Source organism: Nocardioides sp. NPDC092400, from assembly GCF_040684155.1.
Taxonomy (GTDB): domain Bacteria; phylum Actinomycetota; class Actinomycetes; order Propionibacteriales; family Nocardioidaceae; genus Nocardioides.
Map to the genome: position 1 here is coordinate 278,667 of NZ_JBFBFJ010000004.1, position 14,026 is coordinate 292,692.

Below are 14,026 nucleotides of genomic sequence, written 5' to 3' on the forward strand. Positions count from 1 at the left end.
AGTCAGATATATTCCAAGCCGTGGAGGACCCGGACTTCGTCGGCACGGTCATCGCCCAGTGGCGGGCCGAGCGGCCCGACCTGGACGTCGCGCCCCTGGGGGTCGTCGCCCGGCTGCACCGGCTCGCGGGCCGGCTGACCGAGGAGCTGGTCGCCGTCTACGCGCGGCACGGGCTGGGGGAGGGCGAGTTCGACGTCCTCGCCGCGCTGCGGCGCGCCGGCGCGCCGTACGAGCTGGCGCCGGGGGTGCTCGCCGCCTCGACGATGGTCAGCTCGGGCGCGGTCACCAAGCGGGTCGACCGCTGCGAGCAGCAGGGCTGGGTCACCCGGCGGGTCGACCGCCAGGACGGCAGGGGACGGGTCGTCGCGCTGACCGACGCCGGCCGCGCGCTCATCGACCGGGCCTTCACCGAGCACGTCGCCAACGAGCACCGGCTGCTCGCGGGCTTCAGTGCCGAGGAGCGCGCGCAGCTCGCCGGGCTGCTGGAGCAGTGGGGCCGGGCGCTGGAGTCCGGCGACTAGTCTGCGAGGCATGACCGAGACCGCGCAGACCTCTTCCGGCCCCCGCATCGTCGTCGGCAACGACGGCTCCGAGCCCGCGCTGCACGCGCTGGAGTGGGCGCTGGACCACGCCCGCGCGGTGGGCGGCTCGATCACGCTGCTGCGCGCCTGGACGATGTCCACCGCACCGCGCCCGAAGACGCAGACCTTCGGGTACGTGCCGCCGCGCGCCGACTTCGAGGCCGCCGTGCTCGACGACCTCCGCGGCGACGTCGCGGACGTGCTCGCCGCCCGGGGCGAGGGCGTGGAGATCTCCTACGAGGCCTACTGCGGCCCCGCGGGGAACTCCCTGCTCGAGGCCTCGCAGCACGCCGACCTGGTCGTCGTCTCCGCCCGCGGCCGCGGTGGGTTCCGCGGCCTGACCCTCGGCTCGACGACCGACCAGCTGGTCCGGCACGCGGCCTGCCCGGTCGTCGTCGTCCGCGGCGCCCGGACCAACGAGACCGAGCGCACCCGCACCCTCGACGTGGCGCTGCAGCCCTCCGAGTGAGGGCCCCCCGGCGGCGGTGCCGCTGCCGGGGGCGCCCGTCAGGACCGGCCCGTCAGGACGGGACGTAGTCGAACGTGTCGGGGTTCGGGCCGGTGCGGCCGTCCTCCCCGCGGTCGAGCGCGCTGATCTCCGCGACCTCGTCGACGGTGAGCGAGAAGTCGAAGATGTCGAAGTTCTCCCGGATCCGCTGCTCGGTCACCGACTTCGGGAAGATGATGTCGCCGCGCTCGATGTGCCAGCGCAGGGTCACCTGCGCGGGCGTCTTGCCGTACGTCGCCGCGATCCGGCCGATGACCTCGTCGTCGAGGACCGCGCCCTGCGCGATCGGCGACCACGCCTCGACCTCGACGCCGTGGCGGATCGAGGCGGCGCGCGCCTCCTCGTTGCAGAAGTAGGGGTGCACCTCGATCTGGTTGACCGCCGGCACGACGCCGGTCTCCTCGACGATCCGGTCGAGGTGGGCCGGCTGGAAGTTCGAGACGCCGACGGCCCGGGCGCGGCCCTGCTCGACGAACTCGGCCAGCGTGCGCCAGGTCGAGACGTAGTCGCCGTCGTACAGCGTCGGCAGCGGCCAGTGGATGAGGAAGAGGTCGATCGTGTCGAGGCCGAGCTTGTCCAGCGTCTCGTCGAAGGCCCGGCGGGCGTCGTCGGGGCGGTGGAAGCCGTTGTTGAGCTTGCTGGTGATCCACAGCTCGTCGCGGGCGATGCCGGCGGCCTTGATCGCCTCGCCGACACCCGCCTCGTTCTGGTACATCTGCGCGGTGTCGATGTGCCGGTAGCCGATCTCCAGCGCCGTGCCCACCGCGGCCGCCGTCTCCTCCGGCGGCACCTGGTACACGCCGAAGCCGAGCTGCGGGATCGTCGTCTGGTTGTTCAGGGTGATGGTCGGAACGGTCATGTGGATCGACAAGACCAGGCGGGTCCAAATCCTTCCGGCCTGGGCCGGGAAGCGAGAATGCTCACGTGAGCACTCCCGAGCCCGTCCCCTACACCTCCTACGACACCCGCCTGGCGTCGTACGCCGTGATCACCGACGACGAGGGCCGGATCCTGCTCGCGCTGTGGAACGAGGCCTCCGACGGCGGCCGGTGGACGCTCCCCGGCGGCGGTGTCGAGCTCGACGAGACCGTCGAGGAGGGTGCGGTGCGCGAGGTCCGCGAGGAGACCGGGTACGACGTCGAGCTCGACCGGCTGCTCACCGTCGACACCTACGTCATCCCCGCCACCCGCCGCCACGTCGACACCGACCGCCCGATGAAGGCCGTCCGCGTGCTCTTCTCCGCCCGGGTCGTCGGCGGCGAGCTCACCCCCGAGGTCGACGGCACCACCGACGAGGCCCGCTGGTTCACCCCCGACGAGGCCGCCCGCCTGCCGCACGTCTCCCTCGTCGACCTGGCGCTGCGCCTGGTCGGCTGACCGGGGCCGCGGCTTGCTGCTTGCAACGCGCTGTCCGGACGTCTGCCGCGCCGTTCCACCGGCGCGGTAGTCGTCCCGACGGCGCGGTAGACACTCCGACGGCGCGGTGGACGCCCCAACAGCGCGCCAGATCACTGGACAGCGCGTTGCACGTCGCCGCTAGCGTGGCCCGATGAGGCGCTGGGGTGCGGGTCTGGTCGGGGCGGTGCTCCTGCTGACCGGGTGCACCGGCGAGGCGTCGCAGCCGCGGGAGGCGGCCGAGCCGGGGTCGTCCCCGGTGACGGCGCCCGACCCGGACGAGGACCGGCGGCCGGAGCAGGAGCGGCGGCTCGTGGTGGTCGGCCACGCGACCGAGCCGCAGCTGCGCCTGTCGAGGGGTACGGCGGCGCGGCTGGCCGCCGGCGAGGTGACCCGGTGGCGCGGCCGGCGGGTGGTGACGACCGGTCGCGTCGAGCAGCGCCTGCGGGCGGTCGAGGGCGACCCGGGCACGCTGGCGGTCGTGCCGCTCGCGGACGTCCGGCCGACGGTGGTCGCGGCGTTGGTGGCCGGCCGCGACCCGGTCCGCGACGACCCGCGGGCGGTCGGCCTGACCGTGGTGGGCGACGTGATGCTGGTCCGCGGGGTCCCTGACCCCTGGGGAGCGCTCGCCCCGACCGCGCGCCGCCTGCGGAGCGCCGACGTCACCGTCGGCAACCTCGAGAGCACGCTGAGCCTCGCCGGGGCACCGACCCAGGGCGGCGACTCGTTCGGCGCGACGCCGGCCCTGCTGCGGCCGCTGCGCCGGGCCGGCTTCGACGTCCTCTCGCTGGCCAACAACCACGCCGGCGACCACGGCACCGGGGCCCTGCTCGACACGGTCCGCACGTTGCGCCGCAGCCCGGTCGGGGTGTTCGGGGCGGGGCCGGACCGGGCGGCGGCCAGCCGGCCGGCGTACCGGCGCGTGGGCGACGTGCGGCTCGCCTTCGTCGGGTTCAACGCGATCGGGGAGACCCCGCAGGCGACGCCCACGAGTCCCGGTGCGCTGGGCGTGCGGATGCCGCCGCGGACGGGTCCGCTGGTGGAGGCCGACGTCCGCCACGTCGAGCGCACGGTCGCGCGGGCGCAGGAGCGGGCCGACGTGGTCGTGGTCCTGCCGCACTGGGGCACGCAGTACACCCACGAGCCCGTGCCCGTGCAGCGCACGGTCGCCCGGCGCCTCGTCGCCGCCGGCGCGGACCTGGTGGTGGGCGGGCACCCGCACTGGGTGCAGGGCGTGGACGCGGTGGCGGGGGTGCCGGTCGTGCACTCGCTGGGCAACTTCGTCTTCGACATGGACTTCCCCGACGAGGAGGTCCGCGAGGGCGTCGTGCTCGAGGCGACGCTGTGGGGTGCGGAGCTCGAGGCGCTGCGGCTGGTGCCGTACGCGATGGCGACCACGGACTTCGCGCCCCGGTTCGTCACCGGCGACCGCGCGGCGGGGATCCTCGACGACGTCTGGTCGACGAGCACCGGCCCCTTCGCGCGCTGACCGGCGTCAGCGCAGCCAGGCCAGGACGGTCCGCGCCGTCCGCCGCAGCTGGTCGCGGGACACGACCGCGGGCACGTCGTCGGCCGAGTGGTACGCCGCGTACGACGTGCTCCCCAGCCGTGCCCCCGGGAGCCCGGCCCGCACGAAGGACCAGTGGTCGCTCGACCGCTGCTCCAGGTCGCTGACCGTCGGGACGCCGGCCCGCCCGGCCGCCGCGAGCAGCTGGCGCTGGACCTGGTCGCCGGCGCCCGCGCTCCCCACCGGGAGCACCGACCCCACGCCGACCCGGTCGAGGGAGACCATGCCGTTCAGGCTGCCCCGCTCCGCGGTCGTCAGCCCGGCGACGTACGCCCGGGAGCCGTAGTGGTGGTCGTCGTCGCCGGGCCCGCGCGGCTCCTCGGACCCGAACGCGACCAGCACCACCGGCAGCCGCGTCCGCCGCTCCGCCAGCGCCTCGGCGACGGCCAGCAGGACGCCGACGCCCGAGGCGTTGTCCTCCGCGCCGGGCGCCTGCGGCACGGTGTCGAGGTGGGCGCCGACCAGCAGCCAGGGTCGGCCGGGGCGGACGTCGCCGCGGGTCGCGACCACGTTCGTCGACCGGCCGCCGCGGACCGGCACGCCCCAGGAGACGCCCGCGGGCGTCGGGAACGCCTGGCGCTCCACCGACCAGCCGAGGGACGTCAAGCGGGTGCCGACCCACCGGGCCGCGCGGCGGTACGCCGGCGACGTGCCCGGCCGTGGGCCCACCGTGCCCGCCAGGTGCTCGACCGCCGCCACCGCGGTCGCGAGGCGCACGTCGTCGGGGGAGACCCGGCGCACGGCCGGGGGACCCGCGCCGGGCGTTGCTGGGTCGGCCGTGGCGGGTGTGGGCGCGGCCGTGGGCGCGGCCGTGGTCGTGGTCGTGCTGGTCGTGCTGGTCGGTGCGGGCGACGATGAGGGAGCGCCGGACGGGTCCGCCGACGGGTCGTCGGCGCCGCTGCAGGCCGGCAGCAGGCACAGCGCCAGCCCGAGCGAGGCGATCAGGGGCCGGCGCATCCCCCGATGGTGCCCTACGCGGGCGTCGGCTGCGGCTCGAGCGCGAGGTCGACCAGCAGCGAGGCGTGGGCGACGGCGGAGTCGACGACGGGGAGCGGTGCCTGCTCCGGGCTGACGAGCAGGCCGATCTCGGTGCAGGCCAGCACCACCGCGTCGGCCCCGCGGGCGCGCAGGCCCGCCATCACCTCGACGTACGCCGCCCGGGACTCGTCGCGGAGGACGCCCTGGGTCAGCTCGTCGAAGACGACCCGGTCGACCATCGCCCGCTCGTCCTCCTCGGGGACGACCACGGCGATGCCCTGCGTGGCGAGCCGGTCGGCGTAGAAGGTCTCCTCCATCACCCAGCGGGTGCCGAGCAGGCCGAGCGTCGTCCACCCCTCCCGCCGCGCGACGGCCGCGACGGCGTCGGCGATGTGGATCGCCGGGACGGAGACGGCGGACTCCATGGCGGGGAAGTTCTTGTGCATGAGGTTGGTGCACAGCCCGACGAGGTCGGCGCCGCCGGCCTCGCAGCGGCGCGCGGCGTCGGCGAGCAGCGCCGCGGAGCCGGCCCAGTCGCCCCGGACCTGGCAGTCGCGGACCTCCGCGAAGTCCAGCGACTGCAGCGAGATGCGGGCGGAGGCGTGGCCGCCGAGGCGCACGGCGACCTCCTCGTTGATCAGCCGGTAGTAGGTGGCGGTCGAGTGCCAGGACATGCCGCCGACGAGTCCGATGGTCTGCATGCGTCCCAGCGTGGGGGCCCGGAGGACCCAAGGGAATCCCCGCTCTCCTAGGAACGGGCATAAGTTCTCCCTATGGCCCTCGACCCCCGCCGCCTCCTGCTCCTGCGCGACGTCGCCCGGGCCGGCTCGATCAGCGCGGCCGCCCGCGAGCTGGGCTGGACCCAGCCCGCGGTGAGCCAGCACCTCGCCCGGCTCGAGCGCGAGGCCGGGGGTCCGCTGCTGCTGCGCGGCCCGGCGGGGGTGACCCCGACCGAGGCGGGTCGGGCGCTGCTGCGCCGCGCCGACGTGGTGGCCGCCGAGCTGCACGCGGCCGACGAGGAGCTCGCGGCGCTGCACCAGCTGCGCGCCGGGCGCGTGCGCCTGGTCGCCTTCCCCTCGGCCGCCGCGACGCTCGTCCCCGACGCGGTGGGCGCCCTGGCCGCCGCGCACCCCGAGATCGAGGTCGGGCTGGAGGAGGCCGAGCCGCCCGAGGCGCTGGCCGCCGTCGTCGCCGGCGACGCCGACCTCGCCCTCGTCTTCGGGTACGACGGCCCGCCGACCGGCCTCGGGACGCTGGCCTGGCGGCCGCTGCTCGACGAGCCGGTGCGCCTGGTCGTCCCGCCCGGCCACCCCGGACCGGGCCGCCGGGGGCTGGCGACCCTCGCCGCGGCGGACTGGATCGGCGGCTGCGTGCGCTGCCGGACCCACCTGGTCGACTGCTGCGAGGCCGCCGGCTTCACCCCCACCATCCGGCACACCACCGACGACTACGTGGTGGTGCAGAACCTCGTCGCCCGCGGGCTCGGCGTCACCGTGCTCCCGGAGTCCGCGCTCGCGGCGTACCGCCACCCCGGGGTGCAGGTCCTCGACCTCCCCGTGCTCGGCCGGCGCCACGTCGGGCTCGCGCACCGCCCGGGCGCCGAGGCCGTCCCGGCGACCGCGGCGCTGGTCGCCCGGCTCGTCGCCGTCGGGAACAACCCGGCCGGTTCCTCCGTTGTGCCCAGTGAGCAAAGTTGAGTTGGACGGGCTCAAGTCGTCTGTCAGACTCGGACCCGGACCTGCGGCGCCCGTGCGCCGGTCCCCCCGACACCCAGCAGTACACCCGAGCAAGTGGAGGTTGCATCCCATGGCACGTGCGGTCGGCATCGACCTCGGCACGACGAACAGCGTCGTGTCGGTCCTGGAGGGCGGCGAGCCCACCGTCATCGCGAACGCGGAAGGCGCCCGGACCACCCCGTCGGTCGTCGCGTTCGCCAAGTCCGGCGAGGTCCTCGTCGGTGAGGTCGCCAAGCGGCAGGCCGTCACCAACGTCGACCGGACGATCCGGTCGGTCAAGCGCCACATGGGCACCGACTGGAAGCAGAAGATCGACGACAAGGACTTCACCCCGCAGCAGATCAGCGCGTTCGTGCTGCAGAAGCTGAAGCGGGACGCGGAGGCCTACCTCGGCGAGACGGTCACCGACGCGGTCATCACGGTCCCGGCGTACTTCTCCGACTCCCAGCGCCAGGCCACCAAGGAGGCCGGCGAGATCGCGGGCCTCAACGTCCAGCGGATCGTCAACGAGCCCACTGCGGCCGCGCTGGCCTACGGCCTGGACAAGGGCGACGACCAGCTGATCCTCGTCTTCGACCTCGGTGGCGGCACGTTCGACGTCTCGCTGCTGGAGATCGGTGAGGGCGTCGTCGAGGTCAAGGCGACCTCCGGCGACAACCACCTCGGCGGTGACGACTGGGACTCCCGCGTCGTCGACTGGATGGTCACCAAGTTCAAGAACGCCAACGGCGTGGACCTGGCCGCCGACAAGATCGCCAAGCAGCGCCTGCAGGAGGCCGCGGAGAAGGCGAAGATCGAGCTGTCCTCCTCCTCGGAGACCACGATCCACCTGCCCTACATCACCCACGGCGAGTCCGGCCCGCTGCACTTCGAGGAGCGGCTGACCCGCAGCGAGTTCCAGAAGCTCACCGCCGACCTGCTCGAGCGCACCAAGGCGCCCTTCCAGCAGGTGCTCAAGGACGGTGGCGTCAAGGTCAGCGAGATCGACCACGTGGTCCTCGTCGGCGGCTCGACCCGCATGCCGGCCGTGACCGACGTCGTCAAGGAGCTGCTCGGCGGCAAGGAGCCCAACAAGGGCGTCAACCCCGACGAGGTCGTGGCGCTCGGCGCCGCGCTCCAGGCCGGTGTCCTCAAGGGCGAGGTCAAGGACGTCCTGCTGCTCGACGTCACCCCGCTCTCCCTCGGCATCGAGACCAAGGGCGGCGTGATGACCACGCTGATCGAGCGCAACACCACCATCCCGACCAAGCGCTCGGAGATCTTCACGACCGCCGACGACAACCAGCCGTCGGTCGAGATCAAGGTGGCCCAGGGCGAGCGCCAGATGTGGTCGCAGAACCAGCCGCTCGGCAACTTCGAGCTGACCGGCCTGCCGCCGGCCCCGCGCGGCGTGCCGAAGATCGAGGTCACCTTCGACATCGACGCCAACGGCATCGTCCACGTCACCGCCAAGGACCAGGCCTCCGGCAAGGAGCAGTCGATGACGATCTCCGGCGGCTCCGCGCTGAGCAAGGACGACATCGACCGGATGGTCCGCGAGGCCGAGCAGTACGCCGAGGAGGACGCCAAGCGTCGTGCCGCGGTGGACGCCCGCAACCAGGCCGACCAGCTCGTCTACACGACCGAGAAGTTCTTGGCCGACAACGGCGAGAAGATCCCGGACGAGGTCAAGACCGAGGTCCAGGCCGACACCGACGCCCTCAAGGCGATCCTGGAGAACACCGAGGCCTCGGCCGAGGAGATCCAGGCCGGCGTCACCAAGCTCGGCGAGTCCAGCCAGAAGATGGGTGCGGCGATGTACGCCGCGGCCGAGGCCGACGCCTCCGCCGCCGGTGGCACCGCCGGCGCGACCGGTGACGCCGACGACGACATCGTCGACGCCGAGGTCGTCGACGAGGGCACCGAGGGCGAGACCAAGTGAGCGGCGCCCACGAGCCGGCACAGCCCGAGGACGCTCGATCGGAGGACGTGGGCGGCCCGCCGATGACCGACGACCCGGTCGACCCGGTCACCGGCGACGCCGCGGGCCACGTGGACGAGGCAGGGGTCGCCGAGACCCCCGCCGCGCCCGGCCCGGACCTGTCGCCCGAGGACGTCCAGGGCGGGCCCGCCGACGCGGCGGGCGCGCCCGCGTCCGACCCGGCGCAGGACGAGCTCACCGTCACCCGGATGGACCTCGCCGAGCGGACGGCCGACCTGCAGCGCCTGCAGGCCGAGTTCGTCAACTACAAGCGCCGCGTCGAGCGGGACCGCGAGCTGATCCGGGAGAACGCGACGTACGCCGCGCTCACCCCGATCATCGAGGTGCTCGACACCATCGACCGGGCGCGCGAGCACGCTGAGCTCGAGGGCGGGTTCAAGACCGTCGCCGAGCAGCTCGAGCGGACGGTCGAGAAGCTGGGGCTGGCCAAGTTCGGCACCCCCGGCGACGCGTTCGACCCGAGCCTGCACGAGGCGCTCAGCCACGTCGGCGAGGACCCGGACGTCGAGGTGACCACCTGCAAGGTGATCGCCAAGGCCGGCTACCGGATCGGAGACCGGGTCGTCCGCGCGGCCCAGGTCCTGGTCGCCGACCCGGCCCAGTAGGACCAGCACAGATGAGGGAGGGAGGTGCGCGTGAGCACCGATGACGGCTTCCGGGCCGACTGGGCCCAGAAGGACTTCTACGCCGAGCTCGGCGTGAAGAAGGACGCCACGGCCGAGGAGGTCAAGAAGGCCTACCGCAGGCTCGCGCGCGCCAACCACCCCGACTCCAACCCCGGTGACACCGCCAAGCACGAGAAGTTCAAGGCGGTGGCCGAGGCGTACGACGTCGTCGGCGACCCCGAGAAGCGCAAGAAGTACGACGAGATGCGCTCGCTCTACGGCTCCGGCGGCTTCCGTGGCGGCTTCGGCGGGGGCGGCTTCGGTGGTGGTGGCGCGGGCGGCCCGGGCGGCATCAACCTCGAGGACCTGCTGCGCGAGCGGGCCGGGGGCGGCGGCGGGTTCGGCGACATGTTCGGCGACCTGTTCGGCGCCGGCCGCCGCACCCAGCAGACCCGGCGCCCGCAGAAGGGCGCCGACATCGAGACCACGGCGACGATCGGCTTCACCGAGGCGATCGAGGGCGTGACCGTGTCCCTGCGGCTGTCCTCCGACGCGCCGTGCCCGACCTGCTCCGGCACCGGCGGCAAGCCCGGCACCAAGCCCAAGGTCTGCCCCGAGTGCGAGGGCGCCGGGTACGTCGTCGGCTCGGCCGGCGGTGCGTTCAGCATCAACGAGACCTGCCCGCGCTGCGGCGGGCGCCAGCTGGTGTACGACGAGGCGTGCCCGACCTGCCACGGCAGCGGACGCGGCACTTCGGCGCGCACCATCCAGGCGCGCATCCCGGCGGGGGTCAAGGACGGCCAGCGGATCCGGCTGCGCGGCAAGGGTGCGGCCGGCGAGGCCGGCGGCCCGGCCGGCGACCTGTACGTCGACGTCAAGGTCTCCCCGCACCGCATCTTCGGCCGCAAGGACGCCAACCTCACCCTCGACGTGCCGGTCTCCTTCGACGAGGCCGCGCTGGGGGCCGAGGTGAAGATCCCGACCCTCACCGGTGCCCCGGTCACCCTCCGGCTGCCCCCGGGCACGCCGAACGGCCGCACCTTCCGCGTCCGCGGCAAGGGGGCGCCCAAGCCGGACGGCACGACGGGCGACCTGCTCGCGACCGTCGAGGTGCAGGTGCCGGCGGTGCTCGACGCGAAGGCGCGCGAGGCGGTCGAGGCCTACCGCGAGGCGATGGCCGGCAAGCCGCTGCGGGCCGGGCTGTTCGAGGGGGCCTGAGATGGCTGCGTCGACACCCCCGCCGTTCGTGCCGGGTCCCGATGCAGCCGTCTACGTCATCAGCGTCGCCGCCGAGCTGACCGGTCTGCACCCGCAGACCCTGCGCACCTACGAGCGGCTCGGCCTGATCACGCCGGGCCGCACCGGTGGCGGCGGGCGGCGCTACTCCCACCGCGACATCGAGCGGCTGCGCGAGATCGCCGAGCTCACCTCCGCCGGGATCGGCATCGAGGGGGTGCGGCGGATCATGGAGCTGCAGAACCAGGTCCTCGCGCTGCGCTCGCGCACCGAGGAGCTGCACGCCGAGCTCGACGCCACCCGCGACGCGCTGCGCCAGGCGCTGACCGCGCGGCGTACCGACGCCCCGGCCAACAAGCTGCCGGTGCTCCGCTCGCCGGACCCCTCCGCCGCCGTCGTCGTCTGGCGCCGCGGCCGCTGACCAGGGGCCGGACGCGCCTCAGCAGGCGCGCAGGCTGATCGTGAACACCGACCCGCCGTAGGGGCCGGGCGCGTACGACGCGCGGCCGCTCTGCGCCTCGGCGAGCGTGCGCACCACGTGCAGTCCCAGGCCGGTGCCGGTCGCGACCGTCCCGTGGGCCCGGGCGAACTCCCGGAACAGCGAGGCGCGGAACTCCTCGGGCACCCCGTCGCCGGCGTCGACCACGTCGATGGAGACCAGGTCGCCGTCCGGCCGGACGTGCACGGTGTACGGCGCGGCGCCGTACTTGTGGGCGTTGCCGAGCAGGTTGGTGAGCATCTGCTCCAACCGCAGCGGGTCGGCGCGCACCGGGCGGGTCGTCGACGCGGACGGTGACGTCGTAGCGGTCCGCGACGACCGACTCGACGACTGAGCGCGGGTCGACGGTCTGCAGGTCGATGCGGAGGGTGCCGCGCTGGATCTGCGCGGCGGTCAGCAGGTCGGCGGTGATGCTGTCGAGCATCCGGGCCTGCCGGGCGACCGAGCCCATCAGCCGGTCGCGCTGCTCGGTGTCGAGCTCCGGCCCGCCCATGGTCTCGGCGATCCCGCAGATCACCGCGACCGGCCCGCGGATCTCGTGCGCGGTCGTGGCGATCGCCCGGCGCAGGAGGCCGACGTCCTCGGCGGTGGAGTCGAGGTAGACCAGCACCGACCAGCCGGTGCGGCGCAGCGTCGCGCGGACGGCCCCGCCGGGCAGGACGACCTCGAAGGACGCGTCGTTCTCGAGCCGGTGGAACGCCACCAGCCCGGCCAGCTCCGGCGCGGCCAGCGAGAGCGGCGTGCCGGGCGTGCAGCGCTCCACGAGCAGCCGCTGGGCGACGGTGTTGGCGTAGACGACGCGGAAGAGCGGCTCGTCGGCCAGCTCGAGCACGCCGTACGGCGCCATGCCGAGCGCCTCCCAGGACGAGACGTGCGGTCCGACCGGCGGGTGCGCCGGCTCGCTGGTGTCCGGCGCGTGCACGGTCGGCCGGCGCCGGGCGTCCGCGCGCGTCAGGGTGTCGCCCCCGTCGCGCGCGGGTGGTCCGTCTGGGGTCATCTGGTCCGGTTCCTCCGGGGCGAGCGGCGGCGGCTCCGGGACCACCGACAGGGATCGCGGCGCCCGCACCAGCCCTCCGGCCACCACGTCGCGGACGTAGTCGAGGATCGAGGTGAGCGAGGCGCCCTTCTGCACGTAGCCGTCCGCGCCGGCCGCCATGGCCCGCGCCGACATCTGGGTGGCGCCGAAGCCGGAGAGCACCACGATCGCGGCCCGCGGCGCGAGCCGGCGGATGGTCGGCAGCGCCTCGAGCCCGTCCATGACCGGCATGGAGAGGTCGAGGAGCACGACGTCGGGGCGTCCCTCGCGGACCGCCTCGATGCCGGCGAGGCCGTCCCCGGCCTCGGCGACGACGTCGAACCCGCCGCGGACCAGCGCGAGCCGCAGCAGCTCGCGCAGGTCGGCGGTGTCGTCGATGACCACCACGCGCGGGGCGTCGGGGGCGGGTACGGCGCTCATGGGGTCGGCCTTCCGTGGACGGGCTCGGCAGGGGTGACGGCGGCGGGCGCGCTGCGGGTCATGCCGACGTCGAAGTGCTCGCTGCCCAGCAGCCCGGTGATGATCCGGCTGGCGGAGTCGATGGAGGTGTCGAGCGCGGCGTGGGCCTTGGCCGGGTCGTCGAGGTCGAGCGCCATCTTCGCCACGACCATGCCCTGCAGGACCGTGTCGTTGAGCTCGAGCGCCTGCTGCTCGCGGCGGCGGAGGTCCTCGAAGAGCTGGGCCCCCTGCATCAGGCTCGCGTAGGTCCGGCGCAGCGACCAGTACCAGACACCGACCAGTGCGCCGACGACGTCGGAGATCGCCAGCGGCCAGCCCCAGGCGGTGCGCATGGCGTACCCCGCGGCGAGGTCGACGCCGAGCTCGGGCATCAGCATGTGCACCGAGTGCGCGCCGTGGTGCACGGCGCAGGAGAGGAAGATCGCGGCCGTCGCGGCACCCAGCGGGTTGGACCGCAGCTGGTGGCTGCGCCACAGCGGCACGACGATCGCGACGCTGATCAGCAGGTAGGCGAGCATGATCACCGCGTTGCAGACCAGGCCGACGACCCAGGACTCGATCATGCGGGCACCCCCGCCAGGGACGTGAGCGCCAGGACCAGCGCCGAGCCGACCAGGAAGCGGCGGGCGGCCGGGTGCCAGTCCCGCCAGCCGGGGACGCGGGTGCCCGCGGCCAGGGGAGCGGCGGCCAGCAGCCGCCCGCAGGCGAGGACCACGACGACCTCCCAGCCGGCGGCGAGCAGGTCCCAGGTCCCCACCGGCTCGGTGCCGCCGGCGAGCGGCCCGAGGTCGGGCAGGCCGACCGTGCGCGAGACCGCCCAGACCAGGACGAGGGCGGCGTTCCCGACCGCTGCCGCGCGGAGCAGCGCGGGGCCGGTGCCGGCCGGCGCGAGCGCCGCCCAGCCGAGCTGGCCGAGCGCGCAGAGCAGGAAGAAGCCGCCGAGCGCCGGCTGGTCGCCCAGGTGGGCCGCGCCCACGGCCGCGTGCACCCCGGCGGCCGCGGTGCCGGCCACGAGTGCGAGCGGGAGGGTGAGGCAGGCGGCGGACGACGGGCCGGGCCGGTCGCCGGTGTCGGCGAGGGTGTCGGCGCGGGCGTCGGCGGGAAAGAACGGCGTGCCGGTGGGCACGCCGCTGGGCGCTCCGGCCAGCAGCCGGACCCGGACCTCGTGCACCCGCCGCTCGTGCTCGTCGCGCGGCGCCGCCGGCGGCGGGCTGAGCCGCGGCGCGAGGCGCGGGGCGAGCCGGTCGAGCGCGGCCGGGAGCACCAGCGCCAGCATCCCGGCGGTGCCGCCGAGCACGATGAGCCAGTGCACGCCGTGCGCGAGCAGGCCCGCCCCGCTCGCGGCCGTGAAGGCCGTCATGTGTTTCCTCCCCCGCCCCGGCCAGGCCGGGGCTCCCGGAGGGACGCTAGGACGCGCGTCCCGCCCCGGTCGCGTGGTTGGGGTG

General features: G+C 74.7%; 16 protein-coding genes and 2 pseudogenes. 10 read left to right on the forward strand and 8 right to left on the reverse strand.

Annotated features, from left to right (window positions below; translation table 11 throughout):
- Positions 1–20: 20 nt before the first annotated feature.
- Entirely contained in the window at positions 21–521 is a 501-nt protein-coding gene (locus AB0N29_RS15045; protein ID WP_364867912.1) for a MarR family transcriptional regulator, read from the forward strand.
- A 10-nt stretch (positions 522–531) separates the two neighbouring features.
- Positions 532–1,050 (forward strand): universal stress protein, encoded by a 519-nt coding sequence (locus tag AB0N29_RS15050; RefSeq protein WP_302268454.1) that lies wholly within the window; start codon positions 532–534, stop codon positions 1,048–1,050.
- 52 nt (positions 1,051–1,102) lie between these two features.
- Here AB0N29_RS15050 and AB0N29_RS15055 read toward each other — a convergent pair whose 3' ends face one another.
- Complete coding sequence (locus AB0N29_RS15055; RefSeq protein ID WP_302268453.1) at positions 1,103–1,948, reverse strand: aldo/keto reductase; 846 nt, start codon at positions 1,946–1,948, stop codon at positions 1,103–1,105.
- A 65-nt stretch (positions 1,949–2,013) separates the two neighbouring features.
- Between AB0N29_RS15055 and AB0N29_RS15060 the strand changes: the two genes are divergently transcribed.
- Together AB0N29_RS15060 and AB0N29_RS15065 are read left to right on the forward strand one after the other, a co-directional pair.
- A complete protein-coding gene (locus tag AB0N29_RS15060; RefSeq protein WP_302268452.1) occupies positions 2,014–2,466 on the forward strand; it encodes an NUDIX domain-containing protein in 453 nt (150 codons plus the stop codon).
- Between the two features lie 172 nt (positions 2,467–2,638).
- Positions 2,639–3,973 carry a CapA family protein gene (locus AB0N29_RS15065; RefSeq protein WP_364867916.1) on the forward strand — a complete coding sequence of 445 codons (1,335 nt, stop codon included), beginning with the start codon at positions 2,639–2,641 and terminating at the stop codon, positions 3,971–3,973.
- 6 nt (positions 3,974–3,979) lie between these two features.
- Here AB0N29_RS15065 and AB0N29_RS15070 read toward each other — a convergent pair whose 3' ends face one another.
- Positions 3,980–5,008 (reverse strand): M28 family peptidase, encoded by a 1,029-nt coding sequence (locus AB0N29_RS15070; RefSeq protein WP_364867918.1) that lies wholly within the window; start codon positions 5,006–5,008, stop codon positions 3,980–3,982.
- A gap of 14 nt (positions 5,009–5,022) precedes the next feature.
- Positions 5,023–5,730 (reverse strand): amino acid racemase, encoded by a 708-nt coding sequence (locus AB0N29_RS15075; protein WP_364867920.1) that lies wholly within the window; start codon positions 5,728–5,730, stop codon positions 5,023–5,025.
- A 72-nt stretch (positions 5,731–5,802) separates the two neighbouring features.
- Here AB0N29_RS15075 and AB0N29_RS15080 point away from each other — a divergent pair, with 72 nt between their 5' ends.
- The 5 genes from AB0N29_RS15080 to AB0N29_RS15100 all read left to right on the forward strand — a co-directional run bounded on the left by AB0N29_RS15080 (position 5,803) and on the right by AB0N29_RS15100 (position 11,008).
- Positions 5,803–6,726 (forward strand): LysR family transcriptional regulator, encoded by a 924-nt coding sequence (locus tag AB0N29_RS15080; protein WP_302268448.1) that lies wholly within the window; start codon positions 5,803–5,805, stop codon positions 6,724–6,726.
- Positions 6,727–6,835: 109 nt separating this feature from the next.
- Positions 6,836–8,686 carry a molecular chaperone DnaK gene (dnaK, locus tag AB0N29_RS15085; RefSeq protein WP_302268447.1) on the forward strand — a complete coding sequence of 617 codons (1,851 nt, stop codon included), beginning with the start codon at positions 6,836–6,838 and terminating at the stop codon, positions 8,684–8,686.
- On the forward strand, positions 8,683–9,351 hold the full coding sequence (gene grpE, locus AB0N29_RS15090; protein WP_302268446.1) for a nucleotide exchange factor GrpE: 669 nt from the start codon (positions 8,683–8,685) through the stop codon (positions 9,349–9,351). The genes dnaK and grpE overlap by 4 nt, the downstream gene beginning before the upstream one ends.
- Before the next feature lie 30 nt (positions 9,352–9,381).
- Positions 9,382–10,569 carry a molecular chaperone DnaJ gene (gene dnaJ / locus AB0N29_RS15095; protein ID WP_364867924.1) on the forward strand — a complete coding sequence of 396 codons (1,188 nt, stop codon included), beginning with the start codon at positions 9,382–9,384 and terminating at the stop codon, positions 10,567–10,569.
- Between the two features lies 1 nt (position 10,570).
- Positions 10,571–11,008, forward strand: coding sequence for a MerR family transcriptional regulator (locus tag AB0N29_RS15100; RefSeq protein ID WP_302268444.1), 438 nt, complete (start codon positions 10,571–10,573; stop codon positions 11,006–11,008).
- Positions 11,009–11,026: 18 nt separating this feature from the next.
- Here the strand turns inward: AB0N29_RS15100 and AB0N29_RS15105 are convergent, their stop codons facing one another.
- A complete protein-coding gene (locus AB0N29_RS15105) occupies positions 11,027–11,356 on the reverse strand; it encodes an ATP-binding protein (RefSeq protein ID WP_364867926.1) in 330 nt (109 codons plus the stop codon).
- A gap of 112 nt (positions 11,357–11,468) precedes the next feature.
- Positions 11,469–11,789: pseudogene (locus AB0N29_RS15110) on the reverse strand (histidine kinase dimerization/phospho-acceptor domain-containing protein); the annotation flags it as partial.
- Between AB0N29_RS15110 and AB0N29_RS15115 the strand changes: the two are divergent.
- On the forward strand, positions 11,707–11,880 hold the full coding sequence (locus AB0N29_RS15115) for a hypothetical protein (RefSeq protein WP_364867928.1): 174 nt from the start codon (positions 11,707–11,709) through the stop codon (positions 11,878–11,880). The pseudogene AB0N29_RS15110 and the gene AB0N29_RS15115 overlap by 83 nt on opposite strands.
- Positions 11,881–12,188: 308 nt before the next feature.
- Here the strand turns inward: AB0N29_RS15115 and AB0N29_RS15120 are convergent.
- The 3 genes and pseudogenes from AB0N29_RS15120 to AB0N29_RS15130 all read right to left on the reverse strand — a co-directional run.
- Positions 12,189–12,542 (reverse strand): annotated as a pseudogene (locus tag AB0N29_RS15120) (response regulator transcription factor); the annotation flags it as partial.
- Positions 12,539–13,144, reverse strand: a complete 606-nt coding sequence (locus tag AB0N29_RS15125; RefSeq protein ID WP_302268442.1) for a hypothetical protein — start codon at positions 13,142–13,144, stop codon at positions 12,539–12,541. The gene AB0N29_RS15125 and the pseudogene AB0N29_RS15120, both read right to left, overlap by 4 nt.
- Positions 13,141–13,941: a hypothetical protein gene (locus tag AB0N29_RS15130; RefSeq protein ID WP_302268441.1), complete on the reverse strand. Its 801-nt coding sequence runs from the start codon at positions 13,939–13,941 to the stop codon at positions 13,141–13,143. The genes AB0N29_RS15125 and AB0N29_RS15130 overlap by 4 nt, the downstream gene beginning before the upstream one ends.
- Positions 13,942–14,026: the final 85 nt, after the last annotated feature.